Annotated in this window: 19 protein-coding genes; 8 read left to right on the forward strand and 11 right to left on the reverse strand. The window is 63.9% G+C overall.

The features are described 5' to 3' along the window. Positions 1 to 41: 41 nt before the first annotated feature. The 5 genes from K1X12_RS16045 to K1X12_RS16065 all read right to left on the reverse strand — a co-directional run bounded on the left by K1X12_RS16045 (position 42) and on the right by K1X12_RS16065 (position 7,297). Positions 42 to 1,589, reverse strand: a complete 1,548-nt coding sequence (locus K1X12_RS16045) for an acetolactate synthase large subunit (RefSeq protein ID WP_220988924.1) — start codon at positions 1,587 to 1,589, stop codon at positions 42 to 44. Positions 1,590 to 1,871: 282 nt separating this feature from the next. Next, entirely contained in the window at positions 1,872 to 3,740 is a 1,869-nt protein-coding gene (locus tag K1X12_RS16050) for a feruloyl-CoA synthase (RefSeq protein ID WP_220988611.1), read from the reverse strand. Positions 3,741 to 3,867: 127 nt separating this feature from the next. Next, complete coding sequence (locus tag K1X12_RS16055) at positions 3,868 to 5,277, reverse strand: M20/M25/M40 family metallo-hydrolase (protein WP_220988612.1); 1,410 nt, start codon at positions 5,275 to 5,277, stop codon at positions 3,868 to 3,870. Between the two features lie 92 nt (positions 5,278 to 5,369). Next, entirely contained in the window at positions 5,370 to 5,960 is a 591-nt protein-coding gene (locus K1X12_RS16060; RefSeq protein WP_220988613.1) for an HD domain-containing protein, read from the reverse strand. Beyond that, a complete protein-coding gene (locus tag K1X12_RS16065; RefSeq protein ID WP_220988614.1) occupies positions 5,957 to 7,297 on the reverse strand; it encodes a dihydroorotase in 1,341 nt (446 codons plus the stop codon). Before K1X12_RS16065 ends, K1X12_RS16060 begins: the two co-directional genes overlap by 4 nt. A 122-nt stretch (positions 7,298 to 7,419) precedes the next feature. On the opposite strand from K1X12_RS16065, the gene K1X12_RS16070 reads away from it, so the two are divergent. The 6 genes from K1X12_RS16070 to K1X12_RS16095 all read left to right on the forward strand — a co-directional run bounded on the left by K1X12_RS16070 (position 7,420) and on the right by K1X12_RS16095 (position 11,112). Continuing rightward, positions 7,420 to 7,971, forward strand: coding sequence for a biotin transporter BioY (locus K1X12_RS16070; RefSeq protein ID WP_220988615.1), 552 nt, complete (start codon positions 7,420 to 7,422; stop codon positions 7,969 to 7,971). Between the two features lie 9 nt (positions 7,972 to 7,980). Further along, positions 7,981 to 8,799, forward strand: coding sequence for a CAF17-like 4Fe-4S cluster assembly/insertion protein YgfZ (gene ygfZ / locus K1X12_RS16075; RefSeq protein ID WP_220988616.1), 819 nt, complete (start codon positions 7,981 to 7,983; stop codon positions 8,797 to 8,799). Beyond that, a complete protein-coding gene (locus K1X12_RS16080) occupies positions 8,792 to 9,373 on the forward strand; it encodes a DNA-3-methyladenine glycosylase I (protein WP_220988617.1) in 582 nt (193 codons plus the stop codon). The genes ygfZ and K1X12_RS16080 overlap by 8 nt, the downstream gene beginning before the upstream one ends. Then, the gene (locus K1X12_RS16085) at positions 9,370 to 9,579 is read left to right on the forward strand and encodes a hypothetical protein (RefSeq protein ID WP_220988618.1); all 210 of its coding nucleotides are present in this window, start codon (positions 9,370 to 9,372) and stop codon (positions 9,577 to 9,579) included. Before K1X12_RS16080 ends, K1X12_RS16085 begins: the two co-directional genes overlap by 4 nt. Continuing rightward, positions 9,576 to 9,854 (forward strand): hypothetical protein, encoded by a 279-nt coding sequence (locus tag K1X12_RS16090; protein ID WP_220988619.1) that lies wholly within the window; start codon positions 9,576 to 9,578, stop codon positions 9,852 to 9,854. The genes K1X12_RS16085 and K1X12_RS16090 overlap by 4 nt, the downstream gene beginning before the upstream one ends. A gap of 139 nt (positions 9,855 to 9,993) precedes the next feature. Continuing rightward, positions 9,994 to 11,112, forward strand: coding sequence for a beta-ketoacyl-ACP synthase III (locus tag K1X12_RS16095; protein ID WP_220988620.1), 1,119 nt, complete (start codon positions 9,994 to 9,996; stop codon positions 11,110 to 11,112). Positions 11,113 to 11,180: 68 nt separating this feature from the next. On the opposite strand, the gene K1X12_RS16100 is transcribed toward K1X12_RS16095, so the two are convergent. Then, positions 11,181 to 11,330 carry a hypothetical protein gene (locus K1X12_RS16100; RefSeq protein ID WP_220988621.1) on the reverse strand — a complete coding sequence of 50 codons (150 nt, stop codon included), beginning with the start codon at positions 11,328 to 11,330 and terminating at the stop codon, positions 11,181 to 11,183. Positions 11,331 to 11,523: 193 nt separating this feature from the next. On the opposite strand from K1X12_RS16100, the gene K1X12_RS16105 reads away from it, so the two are divergent. Beyond that, positions 11,524 to 12,153 carry a YfbR-like 5'-deoxynucleotidase gene (locus tag K1X12_RS16105; protein WP_369426143.1) on the forward strand — a complete coding sequence of 210 codons (630 nt, stop codon included), beginning with the start codon at positions 11,524 to 11,526 and terminating at the stop codon, positions 12,151 to 12,153. Further along, entirely contained in the window at positions 12,150 to 13,097 is a 948-nt protein-coding gene (locus K1X12_RS16110) for an NUDIX hydrolase (protein ID WP_220988622.1), read from the forward strand. Before K1X12_RS16105 ends, K1X12_RS16110 begins: the two co-directional genes overlap by 4 nt. Before the next feature lie 331 nt (positions 13,098 to 13,428). On the opposite strand, the gene K1X12_RS16115 is transcribed toward K1X12_RS16110, so the two are convergent. From K1X12_RS16115 to ileS, 5 genes are all read right to left on the reverse strand, one after another. Then, positions 13,429 to 14,823 (reverse strand): M16 family metallopeptidase, encoded by a 1,395-nt coding sequence (locus K1X12_RS16115; RefSeq protein ID WP_220988623.1) that lies wholly within the window; start codon positions 14,821 to 14,823, stop codon positions 13,429 to 13,431. Further along, on the reverse strand, positions 14,823 to 16,181 hold the full coding sequence (locus K1X12_RS16120) for a M16 family metallopeptidase (RefSeq protein ID WP_220988624.1): 1,359 nt from the start codon (positions 16,179 to 16,181) through the stop codon (positions 14,823 to 14,825). Before K1X12_RS16120 ends, K1X12_RS16115 begins: the two co-directional genes overlap by 1 nt. Positions 16,182 to 16,239: 58 nt before the next feature. After that, positions 16,240 to 16,737, reverse strand: coding sequence for a DUF3035 domain-containing protein (locus K1X12_RS16125; RefSeq protein WP_220988625.1), 498 nt, complete (start codon positions 16,735 to 16,737; stop codon positions 16,240 to 16,242). A 32-nt stretch (positions 16,738 to 16,769) separates the two neighbouring features. After that, the gene (lspA, locus tag K1X12_RS16130; RefSeq protein WP_220988626.1) at positions 16,770 to 17,306 is read right to left on the reverse strand and encodes a signal peptidase II; all 537 of its coding nucleotides are present in this window, start codon (positions 17,304 to 17,306) and stop codon (positions 16,770 to 16,772) included. Positions 17,307 to 17,484: 178 nt separating this feature from the next. Further along, complete coding sequence (gene ileS / locus K1X12_RS16135) at positions 17,485 to 20,517, reverse strand: isoleucine--tRNA ligase (RefSeq protein WP_220988627.1); 3,033 nt, start codon at positions 20,515 to 20,517, stop codon at positions 17,485 to 17,487. Positions 20,518 to 20,520 lie beyond the last annotated feature (3 nt).

Raw genomic sequence — 20,520 nt, forward strand, 5'->3', positions numbered from 1 at the left:
CCGGGGCTTATTCAGTTCTGGTGTCCGGTTTGGCGGCGCGATCAGCGGGCCGGGACATGGGCGGCGATCAGATGCGGCCCCGGCTCGGAGAAGGCGCGGGCGAGCGCGGCATCAAACTCTTCCGCCGTCGTTGCATTGACGGCCTGAACGCCCTGCGCTTCGGCAAGCTTCACCCAGTCGATCTCCGGCCGGCCCAGGCCGAGCAGGTCTGCCGCGACGCGGCCCGGATTGCCGGCGCCGGTCCGCGCCAGCTCGATATTCAGGATACGGTAGGAATGGTTGACGAATACGACGTTGACCACATCGGCGCCCTCGCGCGCCATGCTCCACAGCGCCTGATTGGTATACATGCCCGCGCCATCGCCCGAGAGGCAGAGCACCTTGCGGCCCTTGGCGCCGATGGAGGCGCCGAGCGCCAGCGGCATGCCCTGGCCAATCGCGCCGCCGGTCAGCATCATCCAGTCATGCGGGCGGGCGCGGCCCGTCATCAGGAAGCTCGGCAAGCCATTGGAAACGCCATCGTCGGAGACGAATGTGCCTTCCGGCATATGGCGCGCGATGGAGGCGCCGACCGTCGCTGCGTTGAGTTGTCCGGTGGGCGCGTCCGGGATTTCCAGCGTGGGCGCAGGCGCAGCTTCCGTGAGGCCGAGGGCATCGGCGAGGGCTTCGAGGATCGCGGCGCTGTCGCTTTCCGGGCCGCCGATGACCAGCGGCGTGCAGCCTTCCGGCACCAGCAGGCTGGGCTTGCCGGGATAGGCGAAGAAGGCGACGGGAACCTGCGTGCCGGCGACCAGCATCAGGTCCGTGCCTTCAAGGTCAGCCATCGCGCCTTCGGCGAAATACTGCATGCGCTCAGGCGCGAAGATGCCAGCGCCGCGCACCTGGCGCGGGAAGAACGTATCCGTCAGCACACGGATTCCAGCGGCCTTGAGGCGAGCAGCATGGCCAAGGCCGGGGCCGGTGAGCGCGCTGCCGCTGATGAGGATCATCGGGCGCTTGGCAGCCTTCACGGCCTTGGCAGCCGCCTCGACCAGCGCCGCATCGGGCGCACGCAGGAAGGGCTGGGCGCGCGTCTTGCCGGGCTTGCCGCCTTCATTCCAGGCCGAGTCTGCCGGGAGGATGAGCGAGACCGGGCCGGGCACCGGGCCGAAGCTCGCCGCCCAGGCTTCGGCAGCCAGATCGCCGGTTGCGGCAACATTGTCCGCCGACTTGATCCAGACGGAGTTGGGTCCGGCAAGGCCCATGATGTTTGACGTAAGCGGCGCATCATAGCGCAGGTGGGGTACGGAGTGATCGCCGATGACGTTGATCATCGGTGTCCAGGCGCGCTTGGCGTTGTGGATGTTGGCCCCGCCATTGAGGAAGCCAGCGCCCAGATGCAGCAGCGTCATCGCCGGGCGGCCCGTGACGCGGGCATAGCCATCGGCGGCGCCCGTCGCCACGCCCTCGAACAGGCAGAGCACCGAGCGGATGCGCGGCTCCCGGTCGAGCGCGGTGACGAGGTGCATCTCAGACGTGCCGGGATTGGCGAAACAGGCGGTGACGCCGTGATCTGCCAGCGTCGAAACAAGTGCCTCAGCACCGGTCATGCTGGTGGTGGTGTCGGACATGGACGAAACTCCCCTTGATCTGTTCTGGCGTTCCCTAAGCGGTTTTCCGCCGGAGCGCAAAAGTAAAGCGGGCCACAGGCAATCGTGGAAGCAAGGGGAGCCTCCAAGACTATCTGCAACCCGCCGCGAGCCAAAGGGGAATGGCTGAAGCCCCCGGTTACCCGAGAGCTCTGGGGCATAATTAAGCAAATCGGGACAGGAATCGAGCCCCCGCAAGGCTGGTTTCCGCAGAAGAAACCCGTCAGCGCGCAAAAATTTCCGCTAAATCAGGATTTTCCCAACTGCGTTTTCATTGGAATACAGCAGGTCCATCTGGTCGCCCCGGAGGGCCTGGGTGCGGGATTGGTTGATATAGCCTTTTTCGGTGATCTCACCCAGATCGCCGCGCGGCTCGACCGGTTGCAAAAGAATGCGCGCAATGCGTGCGGCCGCATTGGGATGGGCCTTGTTGTGCGCGGCAAGGCCGGCGCGGACAGCGTCCTGCACCTTCGGGTGGGCAACCAGCTCTTCCGCCGGCAACGCTGCACCGACAAGGCGCTGGCACCAGGCGAGGTTGAGGAAGCCGAGCAGGCCGATCTCGTCCTTGTTCAGTCCGCAGACCACCGCATCCGACAGCGCGCCGCCGCAAGCGGCGACCGACGCCACGCGCACCGCGCCGGCAGACACCCATGTGCCGCTCGCCAGCTTGAACTCTTCCACCGTGCGCCCGTCGAAGGCGAGGCCGCGTTCGGGCTGGGCCGGATCGACGAACTTCACCGCATCACCCAGCTTGTAATAGCCTTCCTCATCGAAGGCTTCGGCGGTCTTCTCCGGATTGCGGAAATAGCCGGGGGTGACGTTGACGCCCTTCACGCGCAGCTCAAGTTTTTCGCCCGTGGGCACGAGCTTGAACGTGTTGCCTGGCAGCGGCAGGCCGATAAGCCCCATCCGGTCGTTCGGCCAGTGGACGTTCGAGGCGGTCGGCGAGGTTTCTGTCGCGCCGTAGCCGGCAGAAAGCGAGATGCGCTCGCCGGTGATCCGCACAGCAACTTCCTGGATGCGTTCGTAGATGTCCTGCCCCATCGAGGCGCCGCCATAGGCCATGGAGGTGAGCCGCGAGAAGAACACTTCGGCGAGTTCGTCATCCTGCTCCAGCGCCGTGGCCAGCGCGGCCCAGGCCTGCGGCACGGTCGTGTGCTGGGTGGTGGGAATTTCCTTCAGGTTGCGGATCATTTCCGGAAGGCGCGCAGGCGTGGGGGCGCCCTGGTCGATATAAAGCGTGCCGCCCCAATCGAGCATGTTGTGCAGGATCGAATGGGTGCCATAGGTGTGGCTCCAGGGCAGGAAGTTCACCATCACCTGCGGGCCGCCGGTAATCTCGTCGAGGCGTTCCTCATCCCAGACGGAGCGGATCATCTTGGCGTTGGCCGCCACCATGCCATGCGTGTTGATCACGGCCTTGGGCTCACCCGTGGAGCCGGAAGTGAGCATGTATTTGGCGACCGTCTTTGGCGTGAGGCGGGCATAGGCTTCGTCCACCGCCGGGCCGGTCTGGCCGGCAAAATCTTCCAGGCTGACCGCACGCGGCACATCCGGCGCATTGCGCGAATAGATGACGAGGCGGCCTGTCAGGTCGAGACTGTCGAGCGCGCGCTGGTATTCGCGGCCATCCTCGACATAGATGAAATTCGGGGTCGTCAGCTGGTCGATATACCGGAAGCGGACGAGATCCTGGCTGAGCGTCGCGTAAGCCGGCGTGACCGGCACAGCGGGGCTGGACGCCCACATCGCGCCATACATCACCAGCGCATTGTCGATCGAGTTCTTGGAGAGGATCATCACCGGCGCATCCTGCCCGGCGCCTTCGCTGAGGAAAGCGGCGGCGATGCGCTGCACGGCGGCGAGCCCGTCAGCATAAGTCATCCGGCGCCAGTCATCCGCTGCCGGGTCCTCCGGCCAGCGCTCGGCCAGCCAGACCTGATCGGGCCGCTCCGCCGCCCACTTTACCAGCGGCGCCAGCATATGCGGCGGATGAGCCTTCAGCGGCTGGCCATTGTCCAGATAGATCGTCCCGTCCGGGCGACGATCCAGCTTCAGCTTCAGCGGCAGGTACGGCACCTCACGGAACGGGATATGCGCGGTCTTGCTCATTGGCGAATTTTTCCTCCCGCATGGCCGGTCTCGCGCCGCCATGGATATTCTTGTCAGCCGTGATTGCTCGCGCAGGCCGCAGAAAAGGGCAAGCCCCCGCCTGCGGCCCGAGCAGGCAAGGCTCTGCCTAGTCTTCCGAGGCCAGCTCTTTCAAGATGATGTACCAGTGATCGAGCCCGCCATAGAAGGAATCGACCAGCACACGCTCGTTCAGGCCGTGCGCGAATGTGTCATTCGGCTTTGCGCCGCCGCCGCCGATCCCGAGCGTGTCATACCCCAGATTGCGGTAGAACATGCCATCGGTGCCACCGGAGGACATGGACGGGAAAACCGGCAGGCCTTCCTGTCCGCGTGCCGCCAGCGCCTTGCCGAGCGCGGCCATTACATCTTCCGGGAGGCTCGATTCCGGGCTCTCCACGAGATCGGAGATGAGCTTGAACTTCACCCCGTCATTGCCGATCACATCCTTCAGCGCCTGCTCGGTCGCCTCGATGCCAACGCCGGGGAAGATGCGGCAGTTGACCGTAGCAGTCGCGCGCTGGGGCAGCGCGTTTTCGGCATGGCCGCCGCGCAGCATGGTGGCGATACAGGTCGTCCCCGTGGTGCCAACCGTAGACGGATCAGCCCGCAGCGTGGCAACGGCGGCGGCGTCATCCGGATTGGCCGCAAAGGCCAGCATTGCCTTGCCCAGCTCGCCCGGCGTCTGCTCGCCCGCCGCTTTCAGCGACGCGCGCGTCAACGGGCTGGACATCACCGGAAACTTGTACGCCTCGATCTTCTTCAGCGCGTCCGCCAGTTCATAAATCGCGTTGTCCGCACGCGGCGCAGAAGAATGCCCGCCGGGATTGGAGACGGTCAGCTCGAAGGTCGCATAGGTCTTCTCCGCGCCCTGCACGGTGTAGAATAGCGGCGTGCCATCCATATCCAGCGACAGGCCGCCGGCATCCGCATTCAGCACATAGGCGGGGTCAATATTCGCGGCGACAAACTGAGCCTGCGCGCGCGTGGTGATCATGCCAGTTTCTTCATCTCCGGAGAGGACGAGGACGAGATCGCGGTTGGGCTTGAAACCTTCCGCCTTGAGACGCAGGAAGGTGGCGACGAGGCTGGTCACGCCGTATTTGTTGTCCGCCGTACCACGCCCGAAGAAATAGCCATCCTCCTCGATCAGCTCGAAGGGGTAGCGCGTCCAGGTGTCGGGCAGCGCATCGACCACATCCATATGCGCCAGCAACACGATAGGCTTTTTGCTCGACGCGACTTCAGCGCGATACCACACCATGAGGCCCTGCACTTTCTCGCCGTCGATCTCGTGATCGGTGACAAGGATGTCTGCAAAGCCTGCAGACTTCAGCTCACTGACGAGATAGTCGACCAGTTCGGGAATCTTGCCCTGCCCCTTGGCCGTGCGGATTTCCACGGCGGTCTGGTAGATCTCGCGGGCCTGAAGCTCGAACGGGGTCCGCTCCTGCGCAGAGGCAAAAGGAGCAATGAAAAGCGCTGCGGCGGACGCCAGCAGGCAAGATTTGATGCGCATGGATGCCCTCTCCAAATGCGAAACAGATTTCGCGACAGGCAATTGCTTGCGCAGTCCGGCAAAAAGGGCAAGCCCCTCGCGGGGTCAGCGGCTCAGTGCAGGGTTTCGAGGCCGGCAATCGCGCGCGACAGGTTCAGCCGCGCCTGCCCGTCCCAGGCGGTGTGGGCTGTCTCCGTCATGTAAAGCCGCTCGCGCGCGAGAAACCCTTTCAGGATAGCGCCGCGCCCCGCCCGGTATGCCTCTATCGGAACGAAAGCATATTCCTTGCGGATGTCGGCTTCATAGCGATCATAAACGGCCTCGGGCGCCCCAAGGATTGAAAGGTCAAGATCCAGGAAGAGCGCCGTATCGGCACTGTCTTCCGGGCTCAGCCCTTCGGGCACCTTGTGGACTGCCGTTGCGCGAACAATGGCAGCCGCAAGCGCCAGCTCGTCCGCCGGCAGATGGCCTTGTGCATCCTGTTCCAGCAGGCGCGCGCTCAGCTCTTCATTATCCTTGGCGCGCGGATCATAGATCGCATCATGCCAATAGAGCGCCCAAAGAACAGGCTGGGGACGATGGAACTGTTCCTTCCACCGCTCATAATGGCGCAGCAAGGCTTCGATATGATGCCAGCTGTGATAATGCCGCTGAGGCTCATCATACCGCGCACGCAGCGCGCTGATCAGCGGCGCAGGGATCAAGCCTGCGGCTCCAGCGTTTCGTTGAAGCGGACGGGCTGGCCGCCGCCCTTCTGGACGATTTCGCCATCGCGCATGACGAAGCGTCCGCGCACGATGGTGGCGACCGGCCAACCCGTTGCCTCGAAGCCGTCAAACTGGGTCCAGCCGCATTTGGACTTCGACCATTCCTTTGTGATCGTTTGCTTGCGCTTCAGGTCTACGATGGTGAAGTCGCCATGATAGCCTTCGGCGATGCGGCCTTTGTCGGCGAGGCCGAACACGCGCTGCGGGCCGGCGCTGGTCAGCTCGACAAAGCGCTGCAGGCTGAGCTTTCCGTCATTCACATGCGTCAGCATCACCGGCACCAGCGTCTGCACGCCCGGCATGCCCGAGGGCGACGCCGGATAGGGGCGCATCTTTTCTTCAATCGTATGCGGCGCATGATCCGTCGCCAGAACATCGACGATACCGGCATTCAGCGCGCGCCACAGCGCCTCGCGGTGGCGCGCCTCGCGCACAGGCGGGTTCTGCTGGGCAAAGCCCTTCAGGCGCTCATAGCAATCGGGCGCAGCCAGCGTCAGGTGGTTGGGCAGCACTTCAACGCTGGCCACATCCTTGGCGTTCACCAGCAAGTCCATCTCCTCGGCGGTGGAGATGTGCAGCACGTGGATGCGCTTGCCGGTCTTGCGGGCAAGGTTCAGCAGGCGGCGCGTGGAGCTGACGGCAGCCTCCACATCGCGCACGACGATATGGCTCTGCCAGTCGCCCGTGACGGCAAGGCTGCGGCGTTCTTCAAGGCGGTATTCGTCTTCGGAGTGGAAGGCGGCGCGGCGCTTGATGGCGCGCAGGACAGCTTCGACGCCGGCATCGTCCTTGATCAGAAGATCGCCGGTCGAGGCGCCCATGAATACTTTCACGCCGCAGCAGCCGAGCATCCGCTCCATTTCCGGCAGCAGCGCCACATTGTCATGCGTGGCGCCCGCATAGAAGGCGTGGTCGATGTCCATCCGGCCCTTGGCGCGGGCGAGCTTGTCGAGCATCGCATCTGGCGTGATGGTCGAGGGATTGGTGTTGGGCATCTCGAACACGGCGACAACGCCGCCGAGCGCGGCCGAGCGCGCCTCTGTTTCAAGGTCTGCCTTGTATTCGAGGCCCGGCTCCCGGAAGTGCACTTGCGTATCGATCACGCCGGGCAGGATGTGCAGGCCCGTCGCGCCATAGATTTCACCGGCCGCTGCCTTGGAGAGGTCGCCGATGCGGGCGATGCGCTCGCCGATTATGCCGATGTCGGTCTGGATTTCGCCGCCGGGAGTGACGACCGTGCCGCCGCGCAGGATGAGATCGAATACTTGGGTCATGGAGCGCGTTATGAGCCTCGCCGCGCCAAAAGTCACGCCATGAGGCGCTGTGGCAGATGCGCTTGACCTGCGCCAGATGGGCCCGGACAAGCGGCATTGAACGATCGAAAGCCCTGCCCGTCATGACGCCATTTCCTCCGCCTGCCCGCGCTGCGCTTGCCGCCTGCCTGGGCGTTGCCGCGCTGACGGCGGCCTCCTACGCGTCCGTGCCGATGTATCCGGTGCCGATGACGCTGCAGACGCTGGCAGTGCTGCTGGCCGGGGCGCTGGCGGGGCCGCGGCTGGGGGCCGCGATTGTGGTCGCCTGGCTGGCGCTGGCGCTCGGCGGCGCGCCGGTACTTTCGGGCGGCAAAGGCGGCTTGGCAGCGCTGACCGGGGGCACGGCGGGGTTCCTGCTCTCCTTTCCGCTGGCAGCGTATCTGGCAGGCCTGTTGCCCGCATGGCGGGGCGCGGGCGGGTTTGCGCGGCTGGTGGCGGCGTTCCTGCTGCTGCACGGGCTGATCCTGCTGGCAGGCTGGGGCCGGCTGTCGCTGATGATCGGGGCGGAGGCCGCGTTCAGCGCGGGCGTCGGCCCGTTCCTGCCGGGCGCAGCGGTGAAAAGCGCCCTTGCCGCGCTGATCGTCGTGATGCTGCCCGCACGCGCAGGCATTGCGGCGCCCCGGCGCGAGGCTTAGATCAACGCCATGTTACGCATCCCCCACCGCGCCATTCTCCGCCTTTCCGGTCCTGACACGCTCGCCCTGCTGGAGCGAACGGTAACGCACAAGGTGATGGACTGGACCGAGGGCGAGCTGCGCTATGGCGCGCTGCTGACCCCGCAAGGCAAGATCATCGCCGACTACCTCGCCAAGCGCGTGGATGACGGCGTGCTGATCGATGTGCATGAGGACGCCGCCGCAGACCTGCTGAAACGGCTGACGATGTTCCGCCTGCGCTCGCAGGTGCAGCTGACGATTGATGAGAGCCTGGCCGCCGTGACGGATGAAACCGGCCATGACGATCCGCGCAGCGGGGCGCTCTATCTGCGGGACATTGTGCCCGCCGCTGATGTGGACGGCGTGGTGGACGGCGCCACCTGGGCCGCCCGGCGGATCGAGGCCGGCGTGCCCGAATGGGGCGCGGACTACCGCGCGGCGGAAGTCTTCCCGACCGACATCAACATGGATCTGATGGGCGGGGTGGATTACAAAAAGGGCTGTTTCATCGGGCAGGAAGTGGCCAGCCGGATGAAGCGCAAGGGCCTGATCCGCAAACGCACGGTGCGTATCGCGGGCGCTGGTTTCACGCCGGGCGCGGAGCTTCGCGCGGGCGCAGCGCTCATCGGCAACATCACCAGCGTTGAAGGCAATCAGGCCCTTGCGCTGGTGCGCACGGATCGGGTGGCCAAGGCGCTGCAGGCAGGCGAACACATCACGGCGGGCGACCTGCCCGCAGAGATATACCAGCCCGACTGGCTGGCCGCTGAACTGGCGGCGCATGTGGAGGCCCCGGCCAATGAGTGACCCCCATTCCTGCGGCTGGGCGCCGATGACAGATGCGCTCTACCGAGCCTACCACGATGAGGAATGGGGCGTCCCCGAGCGTGACCCGCGCGCCCTGTGGGAGAAGCTGCAGCTCGACGGGATGCAGGCGGGCCTCAGCTGGATCACCATCCTGCGCAAGCGGGACAGCATCCGCGAGGAGTTCGACGGGTTCGACCCGGAAAAGCTCGCCCGCTGGACGCCGAAACGCGCCGAAAAGGCCCTGCAGAACCCCGGCATCATCCGCAGCCCCAAGAAGATCGACGCGGTGATCGGCAACGCGCAGATCTATCTGGGCATGATGGAAAGCGGCGAAGACTTTTCCGAATACTGCTGGAGCTTCGTCGGCGGCAAGCCGATCGTGAACAAGTGGAAGCACTACCGCGACGCGCCCACCTGCACGGACTGGTCCGAGAAGATGTCCAAGGACCTGAAAAAACGCGGTTTCAAATTTGTGGGCCCCACAATCGTCTACGCATGGGGACAGGCAGTTGGCATGGTCAACGACCATGAGGTAGGGTGCCCGCGACACAAGGCTGTGCGGGAGAAGGCATGAAGACGTTGATGATGATTGCGGCGGTGGGGATGCTGTCGTCGCTGGCAGGTTGCCAGTCGAGCGCCCCGTCGAATGCTTACGCCAATCCGCTGGATGCGTGCGCCAGCATCCAGGACGAGGATGACCGCGCCCAGTGCATGCGCAACGTGGTGGCCGATGTGGCCCTGTCCACCAAGCGCGAAAAAGACCGCAAGAAAGGTCCATGATGCGCACCCTCGCCGCCGCTGCCGGAGCCCTGCTCGCCCTTCTGCCCGTTACGGGCTGTGCCACATGGCAGGACCGGGCAGAGGCCAAGGCGCTCGATCTCTGTGAGGACAAGGTTGACGCCGAAGAGCGCCGCCTTTGCCGGGAGACCGTGCTGGCAGCGGAAAAGGTGAAATACGACAAGGAATCAGAGGCGTGGGAAGAAAGCGTCCGCGCCGCTGAGGACCGTGAGCTGCAACGCAAGGTCTATGGCGGCCCTGGCCAGGTCGACAAGTGATTGCGGGCGCCCCGGTATACTGGCTTGGTATGAAGGCCAGCCTTGTGCTGGCCCCGCAACGCGCGTTACAGCTTTCAAAATAAGGATATAGCAAGAAGGGCCTGACGCCTTCGGCGGACGGGCGCCGCCGGAGACCCCTATGCCGAGCCCCGTCATTTCCGCCACTGGACTGTGGACCCCGCCCAATTCGATCTCAAACGCAGAGCTGGTCGAGAGCTACAACGCCTGGGCCGACACCTGGAATCTTGAGAACGCCGCCGATATCAGCTCCGGCCTGCTGGAGCCCAAGCCGCATTCCTCCGTCGAGTTCATCGAGAAGGCCTCGGGCATCAAGGCGCGCTATGTCATCAACAAATCCGGCGTGCTGGACCCCGATGTGATGACGCCGCGCATTCCCGAGCGGCCCAATGAACAGATCTCCGTAATGGCGGAAATGGGCGTCCATGCCGCCCGCGAGGCGCTGAAGCGTGCCGGCCGGTCGCCGGAAGATGTGGACGCAGTGATCTGCGCCGCCTCCAACATGCAGCGCGCCTATCCGGCGATGGCGATCGAGATCCAGGAAGCCCTTGGCATCAAGGGCTTTGCCTTCGACATGAACGTTGCCTGTTCCTCCGCCACGTTCGGCATCCAGACGGCGGCGGATTTCGTCCGCTCGGGCAACGCAAAGTCGGTGCTGGTCGTGAACCCGGAAATCTGTTCCGGCCACCTGAACTTCACTGACCGCGACAGCCATTTCATCTTCGGCGATGTGGCCACCGCCGTTCTGGTGGAAGCAGAAGACATCGCCCCGGCAAAGCATTGGAAAATCCTCGGCACCAAGCTGAAGACCCAGTTCTCCAACAACATCCGCAACAATTTCGGTTTCCTGAATCGCGCCGCGCCTGAAGGCGTGGGCACGCCGGACAAGCTGTTCGTTCAGGAAGGCCGCAAGGTGTTCAAGGAAGTCGTGCCGATGGTGGCCGAGATGATCACCGCGCATCTGGGCGAGCTGGGCCTGCAGTCCGACGCGCTGAAACGCATGTGGCTGCACCAGGCGAACGCCAACATGAACCGGCTGATCTCATCGAAGGTTCTGGGCCATGAGGCCAGCGAAGCCGAAAGCCCGACCGTGCTGGACACCTATGCCAACACATCGTCGGCCGGATCGATCATCGCCTTCCATCTGCACTCGGACGATTTTGCCGCCGGGCAGAAAGGCCTGATCTGCTCCTTCGGTGCGGGTTATTCTGCCGGCACGGTGTTCGTGGAGCGCACCTGACCTGCCCCATAACGCGACATCCCCGCGCGAGCGGGGATGGACGGGGCGTCAGTTGACGCGGGGTCAGACTATTCGTCGAAATCTTCGCTGAAGATATCGCCCCACAGGGCACGACGGCTGGCCTTCGTGGCTTCGATGACAACAATCAAAGCACCAAACGCCAGCACAGCCGTGGGAAATCCGGTTCCGGTTGCGAATTGGTGCAGCATGTCGATCATAGGCAGTTACCGTCACTCTACTTGTTGTTATGGCAGCCCTGATGAACAAAAACCGGGCCGTCTCTGGTACTGCAAGCCTTATGCCTGAGAGGCCTTAATGCGTCATTGGCAAACCGGGGCAGAAACAAGACGAGTTTGTAACCGTATTGCCCCGGTTTATTTACCCGTCCTACCAATCACTTAAGATACCCCCATGGAGCCTGTCCCTTTGAAGCGTTCTGTTAAGCCCCCTCGCGTCTGGCAGCGTATGTTGTCGGGTCGTCGCCTGGACCTGGCGCACCCCTCGCCCATGGATGTGGAAATCGAGGATATTGCCCATGGCCTGGCCAGGGTTGCCCGCTGGAATGGGCAAACCAAGGGTGAACACGCTTTCTCTGTCGCCGAGCATTCGGTGGTGGTGGAGCAGATCGTGCGCAAGCTGGAGCCGGGGCTGGGGCCGGACGCCTGGCTGACGGCGCTGCTGCATGACAGCCCGGAATATGTGATCGGGGACATGATCTCTCCGTTCAAGGCGCTGCTGGGGGAAAGCTACAAGGATATTGAAGCCCGCCTGCAGGAAGCCATCCACATCCGCTTTGGCCTGCGGCCCGTCACTTCGGGCGCGCTGAAAAAGGTGATCAAGAAGGCCGATCATATCTGTGCCTGGTTTGAGGCCGTGCAGCTGGCCGGGTTTTCGGAGGCAGAATCCAACGGCTTCTTCGGCAAGCCGCCCGAGGGCATGAAGTTCCGCCTGAAGCCGCTTTCGGCGCCGGAGGCGCAGCAGCTGTTCCTCGAGCGCTTCGAAGCGATCCAGGCGGCGATGACGGCGGAGACCGCGCGATGAGCCAGCCGACACTGCTGATTGGTCTTTCGGCGGTGATGGTAGCCATCGCGGACGGCGAGCCGCATGTGCTGGTGACCCAGCGGCCAAGCGGCGAGGAGGCCCTGCCCTTCGGCCCGTTCGACCCGGTGAACCACCGCACGTTCGACCTGTCGCTGAGAGGCTGGGTTCTGGAACAGACCGGTTTCGAGCTTGGCTATGTCGAGCAACTCTACACCTTCGGCGACAAGAACCGCGACACGCCGGAAGCCACCGTTGTGGGTGCCCCGGCAGATGCACGGGTGATTTCCGTTGGCTATCTGGCGCTGACGCCGGAGGAGCGGCCCGTGGCGGCAAAGTTCGAAGCGCGCTGGCGCAGCTGGTATCAGTATTTTCCGTGGGAAGATCATCGCGCAGGCCGCCCTGCCCTGATCGACGCCGAAATTGCCCCCCGCCTGAAGACATGGGCCGCCGGCAATGACCGGCGCCTGCAGCGGGCGCGCACTGCCTTTGGCCTGGATGGCGCGCGCTGGGCGGAGAACCAGGTGCTGGAACGCTATGAACTCCTCTATGAGGCGGGCCTCGTTGCCGAGTGCGCCCGCGATGCGGGGTTGCCGGATGCGGGGTTCCGCCTCGGCCTGTCCATGGCATCCGACCACAGACGAATTCTTGCCACCGGCGCGGCGCGCCTGCGGGGCAAGATCAAATACCGCCCGGTGGTGTTCGAGCTGATGCCCGAACGCTTCACGCTTTCCGAGCTGCAGCGCGCCACCGAGGCGATCCTCGGCCTGCAACTGCACACGCAGAACTTCCGCCGCGCCCTGGAGAAGACGGGGCTGGTAACCGGCACAGGCCAGATGGAAACCTCAACCGGCGGGCGCCCGGCTGAACTCTTCACCTATTGCCGCGATCCGGCAGGCAGCTTCTCAGCACCCGGCCTTGCAACCCCGCGAAAGTCTGCTGACTGATTTCAGATCAGGAAAAATTCTGCTGACTGGATGGGTATAAGCCTACCGGTTGGCTTGTCCTGCCGGACAGGCGGGGCGCGACCTGTTGCAAATGCGCAGAACGGGCCGTGGAGAGGCAGGCACCTGTCCATCAAATGGGGCAGATTGCGCCGGGCACGGACAGGAACTTTCCGTGTCAGTTTGTGTATTTTTGAGGACAATCTGCGTCATTCCGGTATCGATCAGCGCGCGGCGAGATACCGGTTGATGCCTGTTTGCGCCCGTTTCGCTCTCCCGCCAGCCTGACACAGGCAGACCGGCAGGAGAGGAAAGACGCGGGGCGCGCGCCGGCTTACTCTGCCGACAGGCCTTCAGGCTCGCCGACGAGGAAGAAGCTGAAGCGTTCGGGCGCAAGATATTCTGCGGCGACACGGTTCACGTCTTCCAGGGTGACGGCTTCGATCAGGGCATTGCGGCGGTCGAAGTAATCGACGCCGAGTTCGTCCTGGCGGACGGACATGATGTTGCCGGCGATCTTGGAGTTGGAGTCAAAGCCGAGCGGATAGGAGCCGATGAGATAGGCCTTTGCATCGGCCAGCTCTGCCTCGGTCACGCCGCCTTCGATGAATTTCTGCATCTCGGCGCGGATACCGGCAACGAATTCACCGGCGCTCTCATTCTTGGTCTGACCGCCGCCCGACCAGACGAGGAAGGCGGGATTGGGATCGATGCTGGAGCTGACGCCATAGGTCAGGCCCTTCTCCACCCGCAGCGTTTTCATCAGGCGGCTTTCGAAGCCGCCACCGCCGAAGGTGTAGTTCAGCACATAGGCCGGGAAATAATCGGCATTGTCGCGGCCAAGGCCGGGGCCAAGGAAGCGCACAAGGCTCTGGGGCTGCGGCAGGCTGACGACCACCGGGTCAGCCGCGGCAACCGCCGGCAGCGTGATCGGGGTGACCGGCGAGAGGTCGCTGGTCTCCGGCAGGGCAGCAACGGCCGCATCGATCAGCGGGGCCAGCGCTTCGGGCGTGATGTCGCCCACGGCAGTGACGAGGAGGCGATCCTTCGTCATCAGCGTGCGCTGATGCTGACGCGCCAGGTCCGGCGTGAGGGCGGCAAGGCTCTCGGCGGTCACTTCGCGGGCGAAGGGATGGTCCGGATAGAGCGCCTGCGATTGGGCCCGCCACGCAAGATAGCCAGCTGAGGTTTCACGGGTTTTCAGGGCGACTTCCTGCTCACGCACGAAACGGTCGAACGGCCCCTGATCGAAGCGCGGCGCCGTGAAGGCGGAAGCGACCACCTCCATCGACGGCGCAGCGTTCTCTGCCAGCATGGTGGCCGAACAGCTGGTCCACTCTGCGGAGTTGGAGCAGCCGAAGCTCATATTCAGGTCTTCCATCGCCGTCTGGAAAGCGAGCGAGTCGAGATCGCCTGCGCCCTCATTCATGTTGTAGGTGACGGCATTGGAGAGGCCTTCGAGGCCGGCAGGATCGGACGTGGTGCCCGCGCGCCAGGCCATCTGTACCGAGACGATCGGGATCGACGGTTCGGTGACCAGCCAGACGGACACGCCGCCAGGCGTGGTCATCTGCTGGATGTCGACGAAATCGCCGTCATAGGTATCGATCAGGAAGACAGGCTCTGCCACGCTCACGTCGAGCGGATGAGGCGCAGGCACAGAGGAGCTGGCGCAGGCAGAGACGAGGAGCGCGGCAGCCGCGCCGGAGAAAAGCTGGAGTTTCAGCATCAGAGGTCTCCTTCAGCCGGCAGCAGGTGGGTGACGATATAGTTCTTGTCGGCGGCGAAGACCGCACGGACGGCGGCAAGCGCCTCTTCCACCGTAACTTCGCGCACCTTGTCGGGATAGGCGGCGATGGCGTCCAGCTCGAAGCCGAGCACCATGGCGGCGCCATACTGGTTGGCCATCGAGGCCTGGCTGTCTTTCTCGTAGATCGCGCTGGCGGCCAGCTTGTTGCGGGCGCGGCGGACTTCCTCTTCGGTGAAGCCGCTGTCCATGATGGCGTTGACCTCGGCCATGACAGCCGCTTCCAGCTCTTCCAGCGTCGTGCCGTCGACCGGCGTGCCGTAGATCACGGCCGGGCCTTCATCGTGCAGCGTGGTGAAGGCATAGGTGCCGATATTGATGGCCAGCTTCTGCTGCTCGACCAGCGACTGGTAGAGCCGGCTGGTCATGCCACCACCGAGGACTTCGAGGCCGACATCGAGCGCGAGGGCTTCATCATAATTGCGGCTGAGCGAGGTGCCGAGATAGTAGCGGCTCCACACCGGCTGGCGGACCTTGGGGTCTGCATGCGTGATCAGCTGGGTTTCGGCGATCGGGCTGACGGGCTCCCATTTGCGGGCGCCGTGAGCCACGCCGGTCGGCGCGATCGGGCCGTAATGTTCCTGCGCGAGCGTGCGCACTTCGTCTTCAGTCACATCACCGGCCACGACGAGGATCGCATTCTCCGGGCTGTAATATTCCTGATAGAAGGCAAGGCCGTCTTCCGGCGTCAGCGCGCCGACTTCTTCCATCTTGCCGATGACGGTGATTTCGTAGGGATGGCCCTTCCAGAGCGCAGAGAGCGCCTGTTCCTGCAGCAGCGCGTTCGGATTGTTCTCGATGCGCTGGCGGCGTTCTTCCTTCACGACATCGCGTTCGGAGATGAAGGGGCCTTTGGGATCGTCATTGATGGTGAGGTTCACCATCCGCTCGGCCTCAAGGCCCATCATCTTGCCGAGCTGGTCCTTGTGAACCCGCTCATAATAGGCGGTGTAGTCCCAAGAGGTGAACGCGTTGAGCTGGCCACCGGACCGCTGGACGATGGAGGTGAACTCCTCCGGGCCGATATTCTTGGTTTCCTTGAACATGACGTGTTCGAAGAGGTGGGCGATGCCGGACTTGCCGGGCGCCTCGTCAACCGCGCCGACCTTGTACCAGACCATATGGGTAACCACCGGCGCGCGGTGATCGGGCACCACAACAACCTGCATACCATTGTCGAGCGTGAAGCTCGTCGGCGGGTTGCCCTCTGGCGCAGCTTCCGCAGAAGCGCCAAGGGCTGCAAAGGCCATGAGCCCCGCAGCAATAAACATAGATTTCATGAGCAGCTCCGATCTGGAGTTTTGGAAGGTCAGGTCAGGTCAGGCAAGCAGCCCGGCATCAGGTGCCGGGAAGCTTGATACGGCTGCCGCCGCCGGCCTGTTCGATCACCACAGTCTGATTCCCGGTTGCATTGTCGGACGCTGCCGAGGCGGCGTCTTCCGGATTGTTCTTGCGCCAGAACAGGATGCGGTCAGCGATCGAGGGCGATTTGCGGATCGCCTTGGTCTCTTCATAATCGACCTGCGCACGCACGGCGGGGTTGACGGCATTGGCATGGGCCGAGGCGACCAGGGCGCGCTCCGAAGCGCTGGCCTGCTGGCCGAGACCGGCGCCAAACGCGGCCGTGGTGCCGCTGGTGGCTATTTCGACTTCAGCCGGAATGCTGGTGCCGGGGGCCGGCGGACGCAGGCTGTAATTCGGCGGGATGGCCAATGGCGGCTTGGTGACAACGCGGAACTCGTCGGGCGTGGCGCCGCCTGCGTTACCGTTGGAAGAACAGGCAGCCGTCACCCCGAGAGCGAGGCCGGCAGCGATGAGCGGTAGGGTCTTTTTCATGGGACTGTACGGGTTCCGCTTAGAGGGGAGAGTTAACCTTGTTCAAGGCTGTTAGCCCGTTTCGGGCGCGAAAGTAAGAACTGGTCTACAAACAGGAGAATCGCGCCGATGGTGATCGCCGCATCGGCCACGTTGAAGACCCAGGGGAAATAACCGGCGGTCAGCTCGTTCACATCGACGAAATCGACCACCGCGCCGAAGCGCACACGGTCGATCAGGTTTCCGATGGCGCCGCCGACGACAAGGGTGAGCGACAGTTTCAGCCAGCGGCCCTCAGCTTTGAGCAACCAGGCGAAGAAGCCAATGGCGATCGCCGCCATGATGCCCGCCAGTACCCAGCGCATGATGCCCTCAGACTGGAACAGGCCATAGGACATGCCCCGGTTCCACACCATCGACAGGTCTACCGGGCCGGGCACCACGATCTTGCCGCACAGCCGGCCATCGCCAAGGCATTGCAGCGCGTTCAGGCGTGGCTCGGCCAGGACCATCCATTTCGTCACCTGATCGAACAGGACAACGAGCGGAATCACCGCGAAGGGCCAGACTGTCTGCGGCGATAGTTTCATGGGGGTGAGATTGCAGAGGCTGGCGGAGGGATCAAGCACTTCTGTGCAGGGGTGATCGGGCTGAACTCGCCGGATTGAGGCTCATGGTGAGCGAAGTCGAACCACGAGCCGGGCGTTGCGCGCCCGCTCGATCCTTCGACTTCGCTCAGGATGAGCTCAAATGAGGCGCTTCCCGCCCCTATTCCACCTTGTCCCAGGCTTTTACGGCCAGCGCGTCGCGCGGGGTGATGTCCGGGAAGGCCGGGTCGGCGGTGGCGGGGTCGAAATACTTCCAGCTGCGGCGGCATTTGACGCCGGCCGCCTTCTCCGGAACGACCCAGATGCCCGGCGCATCGGCCAGCGTGAAGGCGCCTGCCGGGCCTTCGGTGGCCGAAACCAGCTCTGCATCCGACGTGATGAAGATATCGGCAGCGCTTTCGCCTTCGAATGCCTCGATCAGCGCCTTGTCGGCGATGAGGACGCGCGGGGACGCCTCCAGCGAGGCACCGATACGCTTCTCGCGGCGCTCGACTTCCAGCGCGCCGGTGACGACGCGGCGGACGGCGAAGATCTGTTCCCAGCGCTTGCCGAGGCCCGCGTCCAGCCAGCCTTCGGGCGTGGCCGGGAATTGCAGCAGGTGGACCGACGGGGCGCTGCCTTTGAGGTGGCTTTCGCCGAAGGCCTCATCGGTGGTGAACGGCATGACCGGGGCGAGCCAGGCGAGCATCCGCTCGAGGATCGCGGCCATGACCGTGCGCACTGCGCGGCGGCGGTCGCCCGAGGCGGCAGTGGCCGCGTCCCAACCCTTGGCGGTGGCAAAGGACGGGTCGCAGTAGAGGGAGTCCTTGCGGACATCGAAATAGACGGCCGACAGCTCGACGTTCACGAAGTTGATGAGCAGCGTCATCACGCGCTTGAAGTCGAAGCTGGAATAGGCCGCGCGGATCTGGCCGTCGAGTTCGGCCAGGCGGTGGAGCATGAAACGCTCCAGGCCGGGCATGGTCGCGGCGCTGACGGCTTCCTCCGCAGAGAAACCATCGAGCGCGCCGAGCAGGTAGCGCAGCGTATTGCGCAGCTTGCGGTAGGTTTCCACCGTGCCCTTGATGATCTCGTCGGAGATGCGCAGGTCGTCCATATAGTCGGCAGAGGCCGTCCAGATACGGAGGATCTCGATGCCGTAATCCTTCTGCACCTGCTGAGGCTCGATCGTGTTGCCGATCGACTTGGACATCTTCTTGCCTTCGGCGTCCACGATGAAGCCGTGGGTGACGACCTTCTTGTAAGGCGCCATGCCGCGCGTGGCGCAGCTTTCCAGCAGAGAGGACTGGAACCAGCCGCGATGCTGGTCGGAGCCTTCCATGTAAACGTCGGCCTGGCCGGTGGCGTTGTCGATGATGCCGCGCTTGCGCAGGGCGAAGGCGTGCGTCGTTCCGCTGTCGAACCACACGTCGAGAACGTCGGTGACCTTCTCCCAGCCTTCAGGCGAGACGCCGGTGCCTTCGAAGAAGTCGGCGTCGGGCGTGGCGAACCATCCGTCTACGCCGTTTTTCTCGATGGCAGCCTTGATGTTGGCGTTAAGCTTGTCGGCCTGTTCCTTGCTGAGCGCGGCGGTGTGCGGCTCGCCCTTGGCGTTGACGAACAGGGTGATCGGCACGCCCCAGTTGCGCTGGCGCGAGATCAGCCAGTCCGGGCGGCCTTCGACCATCGCCTGCAGGCGGTTGCGGCCTGTGGGCGGGAAGAATTCGGTATCGGCAATGCCTTTGAGGGCCAGCTCACGCAGCGTCTTGCCGCCATGCACGGGCTTGTCCATCGCGATGAACCATTGCGGCGTCGCGCGGCGGATGACCGGGGCTTTCGAGCGCCAGGAGTGGGCATCGCGGATCATGGTGACGCCGCGCGCGAGGAGATTGCCAGACTCGGCCAGCAGGCGGATCACTTCGTTGTTCGCCTTGCCCGCCTCGCCGCGCTTCTTGCCGGACGTGACAATGATTTCAAGACCCGCGAGCGGGGCCGGCACTTCATCCGTATACTTCCCATCGGGATCAACGATCTGGCGGATCGCTTGCGTCGTGTGGCCGGAGTTTACCCACACATCGAAGTCGTCCTCACCATGCGCGGGCGCGGTGTGGACGAAGCCGGTGCCGGCATCATCGGTGACGTGGGAGCCGGCGAGCAGCGGGATGGAGTGACGGAAGAATTTGTCGAACCCAGAAAGCGGGTGCCGGATCGCGGGAAGGTCTGCGGGATTGATGTCATCTACGCGTGACCACGCCTTTGCCTTGGCGGCGAGCAGCGCATCTTCTGCGAGTTTGTCGGCGAAGATGAGTTTGTCTCCCGCCTTCACATAAGGCGCAAATCCGAGTTCTTCCTCAGTGGCTACATCGGTGACTTCATAGAGTCCGTAAGAGACTTCCGGATTGAAGCTGACAGCCTGGTTGGCAGGAATCGTCCAGGGCGTGGTTGTCCAGATGACAACCGAAGCGTTGGCGTACTTTTCAACGAGTTCGGCAACGACATCAGGCCCACCTGGCCCGCGTGTGTATGCGGCAGGAAAATCGACCGGAAACTTCACCCAGATCACCGGCACTTTGCGGTCGTGATATTCCACTTCGGCTTCGGCGAGCGCGGTGCGCTCGACGGGGCTCCACATGATCGGCTTGGCGCCGCGCACGAGGCCGCCTTTCATCGCCATGTCGAGGAATTCCGAAACGATCATCGCTTCGCTCTCGAAGGCCATGGTCAGGTAGGGGTCGTTCCATTCGCCTTCGATGCCGAGGGCGCGGAACTCCGCCTTCTGAACACCCACCCAATGCTCCGCATAGGCGCGGCAGGCGGCGCGGAATTCAGCCGGGGGCACGCTGTCCTTCGGGCGGTTCTTGGAGCGGAATTCCTCTTCCACCTTCCATTCGATCGGCAGGCCGTGACAGTCCCAGCCCGGAAGGTAGGAGGCGTCAAAGCCCTGCATCTGGTGGGAGCGGACGATGATGTCCTTGATGATCTTGTTCAGCGCCGTGCCGAGGTGGATGTGGCCGTTCGCATAGGGCGGGCCGTCATGCAGGATGAAGGGCTGGCGGCCCTTGGCGTCCGCGCGCAGCTTCTCATAGAGGCTCAGGCCGTCCCAGCGCTTGATCCATTCCGGCTCGGCCTTGGGCAGGCCCGCGCGCATGGGAAACTCGGTTTTCGGCAGGAACAGGGTGTCGCGATAATCGCGCTCGGTCGTGGACTCGGTCATGAT

The sequence above is a fragment of the Hyphomonas sediminis genome (genome assembly GCF_019679475.1).
Taxonomy (GTDB): Bacteria; Pseudomonadota; Alphaproteobacteria; order Caulobacterales; family Hyphomonadaceae; genus Hyphomonas; species Hyphomonas sediminis.